At 33.6% G+C, this 15676-nt stretch carries 17 protein-coding genes and 2 pseudogenes; all 19 read left to right on the top strand.

Annotated elements, in window-relative coordinates; all coding sequences use genetic code 11:
• The first annotated feature begins 15 nt into the window (after positions 1 to 15).
• The 19 genes and pseudogenes from MKX31_RS12525 to MKX31_RS12435 all read left to right on the top strand — a co-directional run bounded on the left by MKX31_RS12525 (position 16) and on the right by MKX31_RS12435 (position 15672).
• Entirely contained in the window at positions 16 to 717 is a 702-nt protein-coding gene (locus tag MKX31_RS12525) for a nucleotidyltransferase domain-containing protein (protein WP_340980928.1), read from the top strand.
• A 15-nt stretch (positions 718 to 732) separates the two neighbouring features.
• Complete coding sequence (locus tag MKX31_RS12520; protein WP_064475595.1) at positions 733 to 1278, top strand: GNAT family N-acetyltransferase; 546 nt, start codon at positions 733 to 735, stop codon at positions 1276 to 1278.
• 34 nt (positions 1279 to 1312) lie between these two features.
• Complete coding sequence (locus MKX31_RS12515; RefSeq protein ID WP_064475594.1) at positions 1313 to 1813, top strand: GNAT family N-acetyltransferase; 501 nt, start codon at positions 1313 to 1315, stop codon at positions 1811 to 1813.
• Positions 1814 to 1828: 15 nt separating this feature from the next.
• A complete protein-coding gene (locus MKX31_RS12510) occupies positions 1829 to 2350 on the top strand; it encodes a DinB family protein (RefSeq protein ID WP_098101522.1) in 522 nt (173 codons plus the stop codon).
• Between the two features lie 69 nt (positions 2351 to 2419).
• Entirely contained in the window at positions 2420 to 3358 is a 939-nt protein-coding gene (locus MKX31_RS12505) for a DMT family transporter (RefSeq protein WP_088046647.1), read from the top strand.
• Positions 3359 to 3414: 56 nt separating this feature from the next.
• Positions 3415 to 3825: a GNAT family N-acetyltransferase gene (locus MKX31_RS12500; protein WP_064475591.1), complete on the top strand. Its 411-nt coding sequence runs from the start codon at positions 3415 to 3417 to the stop codon at positions 3823 to 3825.
• Between the two features lie 297 nt (positions 3826 to 4122).
• Positions 4123 to 5313, top strand: coding sequence for a DUF418 domain-containing protein (locus MKX31_RS12495; RefSeq protein WP_064475590.1), 1191 nt, complete (start codon positions 4123 to 4125; stop codon positions 5311 to 5313).
• A 189-nt stretch (positions 5314 to 5502) separates the two neighbouring features.
• Positions 5503 to 6114, top strand: coding sequence for a hypothetical protein (locus MKX31_RS12490; RefSeq protein WP_064475589.1), 612 nt, complete (start codon positions 5503 to 5505; stop codon positions 6112 to 6114).
• Positions 6115 to 6134: 20 nt separating this feature from the next.
• Entirely contained in the window at positions 6135 to 7382 is a 1248-nt protein-coding gene (locus MKX31_RS12485) for a glutathionylspermidine synthase family protein (RefSeq protein WP_222659847.1), read from the top strand.
• Positions 7383 to 7584: 202 nt separating this feature from the next.
• Positions 7585 to 8529, top strand: coding sequence for a methyl-accepting chemotaxis protein (locus MKX31_RS12480; protein ID WP_340980927.1), 945 nt, complete (start codon positions 7585 to 7587; stop codon positions 8527 to 8529).
• 377 nt (positions 8530 to 8906) lie between these two features.
• Entirely contained in the window at positions 8907 to 9707 is an 801-nt protein-coding gene (gene aacC, locus MKX31_RS12475; RefSeq protein ID WP_141669125.1) for a BA2930 family N-acetyltransferase, read from the top strand.
• A gap of 12 nt (positions 9708 to 9719) precedes the next feature.
• Entirely contained in the window at positions 9720 to 10409 is a 690-nt protein-coding gene (locus MKX31_RS12470; RefSeq protein ID WP_340980926.1) for a phosphopantothenoylcysteine decarboxylase domain-containing protein, read from the top strand.
• Between the two features lie 137 nt (positions 10410 to 10546).
• Positions 10547 to 11020 (top strand): tetratricopeptide repeat protein, encoded by a 474-nt coding sequence (locus MKX31_RS12465; RefSeq protein WP_064475584.1) that lies wholly within the window; start codon positions 10547 to 10549, stop codon positions 11018 to 11020.
• A 12-nt stretch (positions 11021 to 11032) separates the two neighbouring features.
• Positions 11033 to 12082, top strand: coding sequence for a hypothetical protein (locus tag MKX31_RS12460; RefSeq protein ID WP_340980925.1), 1050 nt, complete (start codon positions 11033 to 11035; stop codon positions 12080 to 12082).
• Positions 12075 to 12569, top strand: coding sequence for an NUDIX hydrolase (locus tag MKX31_RS12455; protein ID WP_327942739.1), 495 nt, complete (start codon positions 12075 to 12077; stop codon positions 12567 to 12569). The genes MKX31_RS12460 and MKX31_RS12455 overlap by 8 nt, the downstream gene beginning before the upstream one ends.
• 103 nt (positions 12570 to 12672) lie before the next feature.
• Positions 12673 to 13172: pseudogene (locus MKX31_RS12450) on the top strand (DUF402 domain-containing protein).
• Between the two features lie 202 nt (positions 13173 to 13374).
• Entirely contained in the window at positions 13375 to 13965 is a 591-nt protein-coding gene (locus tag MKX31_RS12445) for a TetR/AcrR family transcriptional regulator (protein ID WP_340980924.1), read from the top strand.
• Positions 13962 to 14689, top strand: a pseudogene (locus MKX31_RS12440) (hypothetical protein). Before MKX31_RS12445 ends, MKX31_RS12440 begins: the two are co-directional and overlap by 4 nt.
• Before the next feature lie 227 nt (positions 14690 to 14916).
• A complete protein-coding gene (locus MKX31_RS12435) occupies positions 14917 to 15672 on the top strand; it encodes an ABC transporter ATP-binding protein (protein ID WP_064475580.1) in 756 nt (251 codons plus the stop codon).
• Positions 15673 to 15676: the final 4 nt, after the last annotated feature.

Here is a 15676-nt window from a genome sequence, read left to right as displayed (position 1 = left end):
AAATGGGGAACGGTTATGAAACCAATGGAAGCGGCACAAAGCATAATTACATCACAATTTCCGAATTGTGATGTAGCTTTACTGGGAGGAAGCGTTGTACGAGGAGAAGCGACAAAAACATCTGATCTGGACATTGTTATAGTTGATCAAAATTTAACGTCTTGTTATAGAGAATCTTTCTATAGTAATGGATGGCCTGTTGAAGTCTTTGTACATAATTTTGAAACGTGTAAAACCTTTTTTAAAATGGATTGTGACCGAGGGAGACCTTCGTTACCACAATTAGTTTCAGAGGGTATTGTATTGAAAGGGGAAAATGAAATTGTTGAGAAATTAAAAAGTGAAGCAAATGATTTACTAAATAAAGGGCCAGCTAAATGGACGGAAGAAATGATGAAGCAGAAACGGTATTTTATTACGGATACTTTGGACGATTTTATTGGTGCATCAAAAAGAGAAGAAGAATTGTTTATCGCGAATTTATTAGCTGATTTATTACATGAATATGTATTAAGAGTAAATGGTAAATGGCTTGGAAATTCAAAATGGTTTATAAAGGTACTTAGAAAATATGATGAACAATATGCAGACCAATTTGTAGCGGCGTTCGATCATTTTTATACAACGGGAGAGAAAAGAAAATTAATTACTTTTGTAGAAAAAACGCTAGAACAGTACGGAGGAAGAATGTTTGAAGGGTTTTCTATAGGAAAATAAAAAGGGGATAACGCAATGAATGTACCATACGTTCAATTAAGAGAACTGACACTAGATGATGTAGAAGAGCGATATCAATGGTCATTAGATAAAGAAGTGACAAATCATTTAGTTGTACCAGATCAATATCCACCGTTCACTCGTGATGATACGAAAAAGTGGATTGAAGCATGTATAAATCGAAAAAATGGTTATGAACAAAGAGCTATAGTAACAGAGAACGGCATACATATTGGATGGGTAGACCTTAAAAACTTTGATAAAACAAATAAAAATGCAGAACTGGGAATCGCGATTGGTGATAAAGAGTATTGGGGTAAAGGATATGGATTAGCAGGTTTATATAGTATGTTACATCTAGCATTCATTGAATTTGAATTAGAGAAAGTTTGGCTACGTGTAGATGAAGATAATTTTCAAGCTAGAAAGAGTTATGAAAAGGCTGGTTTTATTTGTGAAGGATTAATGAGAAATGATCGATTACGTCAAGGGAAGTTCATTCATCGTTATCGTTATAGTATGTTAAGAGAAGAATACGAATCTTTAAATGGTAGCTTATAAAAATGTTATGTTAACTAAAAGGGGCTGGAGAAATATGATTCGATTACTTACGAAAGAAGATGCGAAAAAATATTGGGATTTACGTTTACAAGCATTACAAATAAATCCAGAGGCATTTGTAACAACTTATGAAGAGGCGATTCGTCAGGAAAATCCTATTAAACGAGTGGAAAGTAATTTAACAGCTACTACTAGCTGTACATTTGGTGCTTTTAATGAGGATTATCAATTAGTTGGAGTTGTCACTTTACTAACAGAAGAGAAAGAGGCGTATAAACATAAAGGTCATATCGTTGCGATGTATGTAGATGCTGACAATCGAAGAAGTGGTTTTGCACGTGAGTTAATACGTAAGGCAATTGAAAGAGCAAGAGAACTGAACTTGGAACAATTAACATTAGGTGTTGTGTCCACAAACGAACCAGCAAAAAAATTGTATGAATTAATGGGCTTTAAAACGTATGGGATTGAAAAGAGAGCTATAAAAATGAATGGTGTGTATAGTGATGATGAACATATGGTGTTGTTCTTTTAATGGGGGGAGTTTAGTATGAAAGATCTCCATTTAGAAAAAAATATGAACCCGCAAGTAGCGATTTTGTATGCGACGGTTACTGATACATTTAAACGATTGCAAAAGTTAGTAGAAGGTACTGATGTGAAAGAACTGTCCTTCAAAGGGTCAGAAAATAATGAAAATAGTATTGGGCAACTACTTCAGCATTTAGCAATAGTCGATTTACACTGGGTGTACCGTTTAAAAGGAGAGGAAGTTCCACCGACACTTGAAAATAAATATGGACCAATGTTGAATGAAATGGGAGGATTGCCTAGTTTAAGAAAGTATAAATTACAAGAATTAATGCAAGACTATGAAGCGGTGCAACATATGTTTTATGAGGAGTGTATGGAACTAACAGAAAATGATTTAACAAGGGAAGTTTTTTATGAGAAGGGAGAAACTGCGACTATAAGGTGGGGAATATGGCATATAGCCGATCATAATCGGTACCATCAAGCTCATATTAGTCAGTTAAGAAAACTATATAGAGCTAGAATAGATGCGAGATGAAGATTTCGAATTTTAATTATATTTAATTTGTTGTATAGTATAAGAAGAAACTAAACAAGGGGTTTTATAATGAAAGCTATTGCAGTAGGGATATTGGCATCATTTTTCTTTGCCTTTACCTTTGTTTTAAACCGGGCGATGGACTTAGAAGGTGGAAGCTGGATTTGGAGTGCTTCATTACGGTACTACTTTATGGTTCCAATGCTTTTACTTATTGTCATGTATAGAGGGAACTTAAAGCAACTCTTTCAATATATGAAAAATAATCCGAAAGAATGGTTAGTGTGGAGTATCGTTGGGTTTGGTCTCTTCTATGCACCACTTAGTTTTGCCGGAGCTTTTGGACCTGGTTGGCTTGTTGCATCAACATGGCAAATTACGATTGTCGCAGGAATTTTGTTAACACCATTTTTTGCAGCAGATCCATTACATAAAAAACTTCCAATGAAGGAATTAGTTATGTCTGGGGTTATTTTATGCGGTGTTGTACTCATGCAAGTAGAACATGCTTCTTCATTAGGAATTCGAGAAACTGTTTTATGTGTAGTTTCTGTACTTATTGCAGCGTTTGCGTATCCTCTTGGAAATCGAAAAATGATGCAAGTTTGTAAAGGCGAATTAGATGTATTCCAGCGAGTTCTTGGTATGACATTAGCAAGTTTACCATTTTGGTTTTTACTATCAGGTTATGAAGTATCAACAGGCGGATTACCGTCAAGTGGCCAAGTTTTCCAATGTTTTATTGTAGCAGTTAGTTCTGGTTTAATCGCGACAGTACTATTCTTCTTTGCGACAGATCTTGTAAAAGATGATCCACAAAAACTAGCAACAGTCGAAGCAACACAGTCCGGTGAAGTTTTATTTGCGCTAGTAGGAGAGCTCATCTTGCTATCTGCGCCAATTCCGTCATCTTTATCTTGGATCGGAATGAGTCTTGTTATTGTCGGAATGATACTACATAGTTATGTAGCGGTCGTTGTGAAAAAAGAAGAAAAAATAACGGCGTAATGAGACTAGCTCTTTATAGAAAGAGCTAGTCTTTTTTCATGGAAAGGGATGTAGAAATGAATTTGCAACGCGTGGAACAAATTGAGAAAAATCCAATTTTAAATGTGTTACAGTATGCAGTCGGGCCAAGTGAAACTAGCTTAAAGAAAGCAGTTTTATATTATGAAAGTAGTAAAGGGACTTTGTACAGATATGAAGAAAAGGCTTGTATAGGTATTGAAATAATCGGAGCAAATAAAGCGAGAATATGTCACATAGCAGTCGCTCCACAATATCGTAATAAAGGAATTGCGTTGCAAATGATAAAAGAAGTAGTAAAAATGCTTCAATTAACTTATATAGAAGCAGAGACAGACAATGAGGCAGTAGAATTTTATGAAAAAATTGGTTTTCAGGTTAAAAGTTTAGGAGAAAGATATCCGGGGATTGAAAGATTTCATTTGTATTTTAAAAATAAAACATATTAAAATCATCTTAGAATATAATATCCGGAATAGGATTTGAAGAAATAGTTCGTTTTATATGTATCCTGCTATTTGTGGACAGTAAAACTCCCACCTCAAAATTCGGCTGGAGTAAGGAAGCTAGGTGGAAGCCCTGAAGCCAGTAAACGCCAATTGGTACGGGGATAATAATCAGTGCGTGGATGAACAAAAGCTCCACTGATTAAAGTTTCACTTTATTTTTTCTAATTTTAATAGCAACTAGTTATTAGTTTTTGACAAAAATGTAAAAAAGGTTAGTTGGTGCTAAGGAAGTAAAATATGAGTAAATCAATAAATAATGGCGCAATTGAGAAGAAGCGTGCAGTCTCATTAGATTTAGCAAGAGGTACTATGTTACTATTAATCGTACTTGCCCATGCACCGCTTTACTTGTATGCTGCAGATCCTGGAATTATGCATAGGGTGGAAAGCGGAAGTTTCTTTGATCAAATTGTAAACTTTTTTGGTATATTCATAATTGATAACCGTGCTAGAGCGATGTTTGCCGTATTATTAGGCTACGGTTTGGTTCTAGCACTTGAAGGGCAAATATCAAAAGGGAAAAATGAAAATCATGCTGTGAAAATTGTAAGAAGACGCTCTTTGTATTTAATACTGTTTGGGGTTGTGTTAGCAGTCTTAATTGGAGGGCAAGATATTCTTATGGCCTATGGCGTAGCGGGGCTTCTTGTTAGCCCGCTATTAAAGTGTAAAATGAAAACATTAATTCGAACATTTACGATTATCACTATATTGTATATCATTTTTATTCCAATAATATGGGGATTTAATATGCAAGCAATAGGTGATTACGGTTTTTCACCAGATGTTTCAGCAAAAGACACGTATCTAAGTACTATAATGTTACGATTACTTTTCTTTCCTGTTATACCTGTTCTCATCCATTTTATGTTCCCAATTCTTCCTTCGGTAATTCTTGGTTTGTGGATTGCTAGATATCAGTTATTAATAAAACCAGAGCAACATTTGAAAAAATTATATTATATAACAATTATAGGATTAGCAATTTCCTTAATAGGTGCTTTGCCTCTATCTTTTATAGGGACTATATGGTATCCAAGTGTATTTACAGCTGGAATGATAAATGGAATCCATATTTTAACTGGAATTGTTGGAGGATTAGCATATGCAACGGGTTTCGGTATAATAGGGAGTAGATTAAAAAATCTAGGGTACTTTAGCTGTTCATTAATTGCTCTAGGAAAGCGTTCATTAACATTTTTTGTTTTGAATGAGGCACTGCTTGTTATACTTTTATCACCTGTAGCATTTGATTTAGGAGGGCATGTAAGTAACGCTTTTGCTGCATTGATAGCTATAAGTATTTGGATATTGTCTGTCCTATTAGCTACAATAATGGAAAAAAACAATCTGAATGGACCATTAGAGATTTTATTGAGACGTTTAATATATAAAAATAAAATAATTGAAAGACGACCTGGGTATTAGGTCGTCTTTCAATTTATTTTAGTCTATAAACAAAATTATAATCTAATGTTAGTTTGTTTTTATTTATGGAATAAAAAGCATAAAATATGCAAATGTGCATATAGGCTTTAGTTTGAAAAAATTAACAGATACATTATATAATAAAGGTATCTGGAAAAATATAGATAAAAGAAATTAGGTGTATAACACATGAGAATGGATAAGAGTAAATTTATAAAAATTGCTACTTCAATTGGGGTGTCATCATTTTTATTAACTGGGTGTGGTGATTATGAAGAAGAAACTGCACAGAAAGAAAGTACCGCTGTTAAAACAGATGGTGCAAAGCAAGGCAATGAACAAGAAGCTTTACATTGTGATGATAAAACTCCTACCAATGAAAATGTAGAAAATGATGAGTTATGCAAGGAAATTAATCCATCGTTTTCATCGTATAATGAAAACTCACATTTACCGATACTGCCATTCGTAGCAGGATATTTATTAGCAAGCAGAACTTCAAATATGAATTATACAGCAAAACCCAATGTAATGAAGAAACCGTATGCAAATAATATTATTCCATATCGTGAAAAAGACCAAAGTAGAACTGGTGGCAGCGGTGGTGGAGGATACTACGGTGGAACTAACAGTAACAACAATAATTCTTCCAATAAAGTAGATTTAAACAAACAACAGCCGAGTACATCAAATAAAGTGACGCCAGATACAAATACGCCGAAATCATCTACTACTCAAACGCCGAAAGTGAATTCTGGTTCAAGTGGAATTGGAAACGCAAAAGCGCCAGCCGGATCATAATACGAAAGGATAATAGGATCATGTATACAGAACAAGAGCAGAAAGAGTATATGAAAGTATGGTTTTCACTTGCGGAAGAGGTTGGTCGAAATGGATTTACGTGGCCGAGTCTTTTAGAGAAGGAAGAATGGAATCAATATATGGCAACAAGTATGTATCGTATGCCAGTAAAAACTTATACTGCTATTTCAAAAGCGACAGAGGAAATTATGTACGTGTTATATAGAACGTATCAATATATTGTAAATACGACAGAAGATTTTCAAAAACTAGGATTTCCAGCTGAAACGTGGGAAATTGCGAGAATGAAACATACTGGATTGTTTTCATATTTTACAAGGTTTGATTTTATCGTAAATGGTGAAGATATTAAATTAATAGAAGTAAATTGTGATACACCAACAGGTTATTTAGAGCCGTCTGTCGCGAATGAAGTGTTGTGCCGTTATCACGATGTGAACCATCCGAATCATATAGAAGAGCATATTGTACAGGCGTGGGAACAAATTAAACATGACTATAATATAAGTCCTATAGAGACGATATATTTTACTAGTTATGATTGGCACGATGAAGATCATCAAACAGTTCAATTTTTAAGAAGCTATTGCTTAGATCAATCAACGGACTATTTAGGTATACAAGATATCGTCGTTGCAGATGATGGTATATATACGCCGAATGGTGAACGAATTCATTATTTATATAGATTATATCCAATTGAATATTTAGTTTCAGATACTGATAAAAATGGGAAAAGAATTGGACTTCAATTTTTAGATCATATAGCGCAAGGAAGAGTGAAAATCATTAATCCACCTGCTGCTTTCCTTATGCAAAATAAAAGTGTACTCGCATTAATTTGGCAACTGTTCGAAGAGGGAGTTTTCTTTGAGAAAGAAGAGCGAGAAAACATTCAGAACTACTTCTTACCAACATATTTTACAAATAAACCGTTCATAGAAAGAAATGAATCATATGTTTCTAAACCTTTATACGGCCGTGAAGGCGGAGGGGTATCTATATACGAAAATGACGAACTATTAGCTGAAGATAAAACGGAGTATTACTTTGAACAACGAAAAATATATCAGCAATACATAGAAATGCCTGACTATACAATTGACACATGGGATGGTCCGTATACTGGTAAACTATTAATTGGCTCACACTGTATTAGTGGGAGAGCCGCTGGGTTATTTTTACGTGTAGGCGAGAAAATTACGGGAAACTTATCGATGTTTACTGGGGTTACAATTGAAGGATAAGAAATATATGAAAAAAAGCATTAATGGTAGAGCACTTTGAAATTAAAAGTGCTCTTTTTATTTTGAAAAAAATATTATTAAAGATCGTTGATATATATAAATTAAAGTGGGACAAATTATATAAATATTAGTATAATTCGATAGTGGTATATTTAATGCGAGATGCTATGATATTTAATTTTTTTGAAATGGGGAAAAGCATATGAAGAGTGATCATATTTCAAAAACTACTTCACTTAGTACACAAGTATTAAATCAAGGGGAGGTACTTGCTGCATTAGAACGTTCACTAGCTATGATTGAGTTTGATCCCTATGGAAAAGTAATATGGGCAAATCATAATTTTGCATATGCAATGGGCTATGAAGTGGATGAACTATTAAACAGTCATCATCGTCAGTTTTGTACTTCACAGTTTGCTCAAAGTCCAGAATATGATATCTTTTGGAGAAATTTTCGGAATGGAGTCTCATTTCAAAGGAAAATACAGAGAATTACTAAACAAGGGAAAATTATATGGCTAGAAGCGACATATACCCCTGTTGTAGATAAGAATGGAAAAATTCAAGCGGTTATTAAAGTCGCTACAGATATTACTGCGCGTGAGAATGGGACGGCTAAGGTAACATTTGAATTGCAAGAGATGGCGGAAAATCTAAAGGAACGTGTGCAAGAAGGGATTAAGCGTAGTCATATGGTTTCCGCGGCTATTAAACAAATAGTCGAACAAACTAATGACAATATGAAGTTATTACAAGAGCTTAACGTACAAACTAATATGATACGCGACATGGTGAAAACGATTAATGAAATTGCCACACAAACTAATTTATTGGCCTTAAATGCTGGAATTCAGGCCGCCCATGCAGGTACCTATGGTAGTGGTTTTAATGTTGTTGCAAATGAAGTTCGTAATTTAGCAAATAAAGTTAAAGCCGTAACGAAAGATGTACACTTTAATGTAGAGAATATAACCAAACAGGTACAAAAGATTAGTGCAGGGACCCTTCAATCAGAAAAGAGAGTTACTGAAAGTTACTCATGTATAGAACAAGCAGTTCATGAATTCAATGGTATTGGTGAAGCGGCCCAGAGACTTGATACACAGGCAAAAACTATAGTAGAGCAACTACAAGGGCAAAAATAAGTTCAAATGTTCCTGAAGTTCGAGATTTAAATACATAAATTGAAAACTTTTTATAAGAAACACATTTTAAAATTAAATATGCCATTTTTCGGTTGGAATGGGGCGTCGTTCTCTTATAAAAAAAGAATCACTAACATAATATGTGATTCTTTTTTTCGGTGTTATATTTGTAATTGATTTGAAAAATATTTTTGTTTATTGATAAAAACTACATGTTTGTAAGAAATGTTAAACGTCCTTGCTATATATATTAAAAAACAATTTGTTTTTATAGTTCGCTATTTTATAAATATGAAAAATGATTAAGTTAAAAATTAAGAAAAATATGATAATATATGTATGTATTAGTTTTAAAAAATGGGGGAACAATCGTGAAAATGAATGACATAGTGGCAAGTACACAATTGCCAAATACAATCAAAACAATTACAAATGATTTAAGAGAATTAGGGTTAGAAAAAGGAATGACGGTTATTGTGCATTCTTCGCTAAGTTCTATTGGCTGGGTATCTGGCGGAGCAGTTGCGGTAGTAGAGGCGTTAATGAAAGTTATTACGGAAGAGGGAACAATTATTATGCCAACACAATCTTCGGATTTATCTGATCCGAAACATTGGTCAAGACCACCTGTACCTGAAGAATGGTGGCAAATCATTCGAGATAACGTCCCGGCGTTTGAACCACATATAACACCAACAAGGGCAATGGGAAAAGTAGTTGAATGTTTTCGTACATATCCGGATGTAGTACGCAGCAACCATCCATTAGGAAGTTTTGCTGCATGGGGAAAACATGCAGAAGAAATAACGATGAATCAGTCGCTATCAATGAGTTTAGGAGAGGAATCTCCATTAAGAAAAATATATGATTTAGACGGATACATATTATTAATTGGTGTTGGATATGATTCCAATACGTCTGTACATTTATCTGAAGTACGTACTGGTGCATGTGAGTTAATAAAAGTAGGCGCACCTATTTTAGAAAATGGTGAAAGAGTATGGAAAGAGTTTGTTGATATGGATTACGATTCTGATAAGTTTGTAGAAATCGGTGTAGAGTTTGAGCGAAAAGGAACAGTAACAAATGGAAAAATAGGAAATGCAACGTGCCGTCTTATGAAGCAACGAGATATCGTTGACTTTGGAACAGAATGGTTTCGTAAGAAAAATCAGTAAGGGATGGTTACAATGAAGGGGAAAAAGGTATTAATTACGAGTGGTGGTTGTTTAGAGAAATGGGACCAAGTACGTGGGCATACGAATATGGCAAAAGGTACAATTGGAAGAATAATCGCGGAAGAGCTTATAAGTAAAGGAGCACATGTTATATATTTACACGGTTATTTCGCTGAGAAACCGAACGATGTAAATAATCAATTAGAATTACACCCGTTTGAAGGAATTGTTGATTTGCAAGATAAAATGAAAAGTATCATTACGCATGAAAAGGTCGATGCGGTCATTATGGCAGCGGCTGGATCAGATTGGGTTGTAGACAAAATTTGTGATCAAGATGGTAATGTTCTTGATATGAATGGGAAAATCTCAAGTGATATAGCGCCAATTATTCATTTTCAAAAGGCTCCAAAAGTATTAAAGCAAATAAAAGAGTGGGATCCAGAAACCGTACTCGTTGGCTTTAAACTTGAAAGTGATGTAAATGAAGAAGAATTGTTTGAAAGAACGAAAAATAGAATGAAAGAATCTAAGGCAAATGTAATGATTGCAAATTCACCGCATTCTTTATATTCATGCGGAGCGGTGCACTACGTAATTGGACAGGACGGTAAAGGAAAGTTATGTAATGGGAAAGATGAAACGGCGAAAGAAATTGTCAAAAGGTTAGAAGTACTATGTAATCACATTATTGCTTTATAATTTTAAGTATTTGGATAAGAGTGAATCCGCATAGTATATATAGGTAAGCGAAACTTTAATTTATGGGAATTTTACTTTTACACAAATGTTAACCATTCAAGATGGATACATAAAATAATTGGTGAGGAGTGGATTCTATGGAACATTTATTAAAGCAAGCGATTAAACTAAGAAATGAAAAGAAATATGCGCAATCTAGAGAGATACTTATGGGGTTAACCAATTTTACGCGAGACGCAGAAGTGCTTTTTCAATGTGCCTGGATACATGATGTAATGGGGCTTGAAACAGAGGCTGTGCCGTATTATGAACAGGCAATTGCAAATGGTCTTGATGGGGAGTCGCTTTGCGGTGCATTTATCGGTCTTGGCAGTACATATCGTTGTATAGGTGAGTATGACAAAGCAATTACTGTTTTAGAAACAGGTTTGCAGCAGTTTCCAGATAATGATGTGATGAAAGTATTTTTGTCATTAGCGAAATATAACGTAAACGATCATGAATCCGCTATGAAATTATTACTTGAAACAGTCGTAAAAGTAGAAGAAGTTAAAGAATTTGAACGTGCTATTTCATTTTATAAAGACCATTTAAATGAGGTTTTTAAATAGAGGAGTGAAAGTATGAGTGTCGCACTTTCGCGAAGGCGAAAAGGTATCTGGATTGGACTCGTATCTTTAATCTTGTTATCAAACTATTTATTGTATGCTCTTCCGATTGTACCAGCTACTCCGAAAGAAGTTGTTCTTGGATCATTATTAGATTGCATGTTTGTAATTCCAGTCATTACGTATTTCTTTATTATTCGAAAAAGATACTCGTTAACGTATATATTTTCTGTTGTAATAGCTGGTTATATATTTGCAAGATTTATTATTCCAAGCGACTATTTACAAGCTTTTTCATACGTTTCTTATAGTATAGTTGCAGGAGAAATTGCTTTTGTATGTTTAGAGTTATTCCTTCTATATAAAATTGTTAGAAAGCTTCCTAACATAATAAAAAAATATAAAGAATATAAAAGTCAGTATTCTTCATTTTCTTATGCAATTGATGCTGCGTTTGACGCCACTATGAAAAGAAATAAATTAATAGATATCATTGTAACAGAGTGTAAGCTAATTTATTATGCATTTTTATCGTGGCGTGAAAAAGTACCAGAAGGTGAATACGTATACTCATATCACAAAAAGACTGGTGCAATAGGTGTATATATTATGATCATCCATGCGACCTTAATAGAAAGTATCGGTTTTCATTATTTGTTTCATCAATGGAATCCAGTTGTAGCATGGGTGTTACTTATTTTAAATGTATATGCAATGTTTTATTTTTTAGCTGAAATTCAAGCAATGCGTAAAAATCCAATTATTGTTACGGAAGAACAGGTAATTATTCAAATTGGATTAGGGAAGAAAATCATTATACCGTTTACACAAATTGATAAGATTACGTTTTATAAAGGGGAACTTTTAAAAAAAGAGAAAGAGGTTCTTGACGCAACGGTGATGGAATTTATAAAGGAACCTCCAATATTTGAAATAATACTCAAAGAGCCAATGAAAGCACAATTATTATATGGATTTTCTAAAACAGTAAGTCGTGTTTACTTAAATGTTGATGAGGAACGAAAATTTTATGATGTGATGGTGGAGAAATTGAACCATGAATAATGCTACTAATTTTTATCGTGCGCTTGGTGTGTATGGTATTTGTATCGAAAATAATAATATATTAGTAATTGATAAATCAAAAGGTCCATATAAGAACAGATATGATCTACCTGGTGGGAGCTTTAATGAAGAGGAGTCGTTGTTATCGGCACTCCATAGGGAATATAAAGAAGAAACTGGATTAGAAGTAAAGGTTATAAAGCAAGTAGGTACGGTTGATTTTCAATACCCTTCAAAGTTTAAAGATTATACACATGTACACCATATTGCAGTTTTGTATGATGTTGAAAAGAGTGCAGGGAAAATCATAGTACCAAAACAATTTGAAGGTCAAGATTCTTTAGGAGCGAGATGGGTTTCTATAGAAAGCATTACAGAAGACAATTCATCTCCACTTGTATGTAGTGCAGTGAAGTGGTTGAAAACGAATGAGCTTCCATTAGAAGTGAAAAAATATGAAACATGGACAGTGAAAAACTCCTTCTAAAATAAGAGGGAGTTTTTATTGTGTATTTGGAGACCAAACACTTCTTTATCACTATATAAATGGATATAATTAAGATTAGAAATAGCATAAGGGGAAACAAAGAATGAATAAATTACTAACACCAAAAAGTAAAATTATAGAAAGAAAAATTCGGTATGACTCGACCGTAGTAGATCACACTTGCTTATTACTTGAAAAGCAGTTGCAAAGTATCGTGTTATTTCATGAGGTTCAGTATTCATTTACAATGACTGCACATCGTGCGAGTTTAACAATCCCAAAAGGAAGTTACACCATTGCATACTACTGGGAAAATCGTCCGTACAATTTATACATATGGAGAGATAAAAATGGAATGTATTTAGGCTCTTATTTTAATGTTGTAAAAAATACGCAAATAACAGACGAATTAGTGTCATTTGAAGACTTAATTATTGATATATTGGTACTTCCAAGTGGAGAATATTTTATTTTAGATGAGGATGAGTTACCTGAGCCTTTAGAGGGTTTTGAGGGGGGGATGTGAATGAAGCATTAGAGGAAATAATTCAAAATACGCTTCCTCAAATGATTGTAGAGACAGAAATGGTGTGGTTAAACTAAAGCGATTTGAAAAGAAAATATGTGTTTAATGAAATTGAGTAGTCTTAAGTTATATGATCTAACTTTTTGATAAGTCTAAGGTTAGATGTATATTTCTTGAGATTACTCTTTTTTTGTGGAAACTAATATTGACTGAATATAGTTCAGTCGTTTATGATTGAATCAGATTCAGTCGAAGGTAAAACATAGTAGGAGATGACCTATGAAAAGAATATCAAAAGAACCAGATGTTAGAAGGCAAGAGTTGATGGATATTGGTTTTGAACTATATATGAAAAATGGTATGAAAGGATTTAGCATAAAAGATGTTGTGAATCATGCAGGTGTAGCAACGGGCTTATTTTATTATTACTTCAAGTCTAAAGAGAATTTTGTTGATGAAGTATTAAATGATTTTATTGTGAAAAATATGGAGTTAATTGAAGAAATACTTATTTCTAATGAACGGTCTGTCATGCAAAAGCTGAAAGATTCTCTAAATATATTTTGGACATTTATCGAAAAATTAGCACCCTATAAAAATGTGAGTTCGTTTCAGACGGAACAACATTTTCAACTGGAACAGAAATTATTTACGCGAATGCAGCCATTAATTCGACAAGTAATCGAAGAAGGGGTGAAAACTGGGATTTTTAATACTAGTAACTCATTATTAGCATCAGGATTTATTTTATACGGTCTTAGCAGTATTGCTCATTCAGAGGTGAATTTGAATCTAGACACGAAGCAAGAAATGATTAATTTAGTATTAAATACAATACGATACGATCAAATCGAAGGAGAATGTATATGAAAATTATTATTGATGGAAACAATATTTCGAATGAACAACTTACAAAGTGGAAAAGAGAACGTATTAAAAAAGTTTTAAATACATTAGGACATAAAGAACCGGAATTAAATGATACAGACGTTATGAAAAAAAACTAACGGAACTAAAGTTAAATCATTCATACAATGAAATGTATGATAAGTTGAAAATTAAACTGAAATTAAGTGAAATGGGTATGCGTATTTGTACTGTTTTATCTGGTGATAGACGAAAATTTTCAAAAACAAGTATCTATTTAGATGGGATTACAGCAGAAGAAGCGATAAATGGAATTGATAGTTTTATGCTTGAACAATCAGATGAAAATGATCAAGTGAATTTATCAGCCTGTCCAGATCACTACGTACTAAGACCCTTTGGGGAAAATGAATTAGAGGTTATCGAAACTACTGGTAATTCTCCATTTCCAGTTCAATTTTTTATTGTTTTTGGTGACGAAACGGGATTGAAGACACCTCGAGATAAGTCTTATCAATACCAATCAACAGGTGTTGCACGTATGAAAGACGGTACTACTATTGGTGGAGTTCGACATCAATTCAAAGATACAGATACTGGTATAGAAGTAAGTCTAGTTGTAGAGTTTCCGGCACTTTGTCCTAATAGCCTTATTAAATCGCATCAAATGCATTTGGCATGTGAGTTTTCTTATTGGTTACAGTGGATTAAGAACCATAAAAAATAATTTTTAAATAAATAACAATAAGGATGTTCAAACGAATCATATGTATTTTTAAACAAAACCCAGTTGACTTATCGGAAATATTTGTATAATATGTACTTAATTCTATTACGTATTGCTGATTGGAGAAACCAAAGGCATTTTATCTATTGATAAAATGCCTTTGGTTTTTTTATTGCATAAATACTGAATCTGTTCATTTAGATGAATCATTTCAAGGAGGCGAAGAAGTGACTGTTTCAATTGATGGAGTATCAAAATATTTTTCGAAACAAAATGCTACGGTTCAAGTATTAGAGAATATTAATTTTCAATTAGAGAAAGGGGATTTTGTTACAGTAATTGGTCCGAGTGGTTGCGGAAAAAGTACACTATTAAAAATTATTGCAGGTTTAGACAGCGATTTTGAAGGAGAAATCATTATTGACGGGGAGCGTATAACAAAACCGAGTAAGAAGCAAGGATTTATATTTCAAGAGCATCGATTGTTTCCATGGCTAACAGTGGAAGAAAATATTGCAGCTGATTTGTCATTAAAAGATAAGTATGTGAAGGATAAGGTAAAGGAATGGGTTGAAATTGTTCGATTAGACGGTTTTGAAAAATCATATCCGAAAGAAATATCAGGCGGGATGTCACAACGTGTTGCGATTGCAAGAGCGTTGTTAAGGGATCCCAATGTATTATTGCTTGATGAACCATTTGGAGCACTGGATGCATTTACCCGAAGTCATTTGCAAGAAGTACTGCTCAACATTTGGGAACAAAAAAAGACGACAATGATATTCGTTACACATGATATAGACGAAGCAATATATCTTTCGAACCGAATTGTCATCATGAGTGCAAAGCCTGGAAAAATACATAAAGTGATTGAAAATAATTTATCTTATCCGCGTAGTAAAACTTCGGAGTCATTCCAAGAAATTCGAAAGAAAGTATTACAGCAGTTTGAACACGGGGGATTAATTCAAACAAGTATATAGGGAA

It is taken from the genome of Bacillus sp. FSL M8-0063, from assembly GCF_038005545.1.
Taxonomy (GTDB): domain Bacteria; phylum Bacillota; class Bacilli; order Bacillales; family Bacillaceae_G; genus Bacillus_A; species Bacillus_A wiedmannii.
The sequence above is the reverse complement of the archived record's forward strand: the minus strand, read 5'-3'. Positions and strand labels throughout refer to the sequence as shown.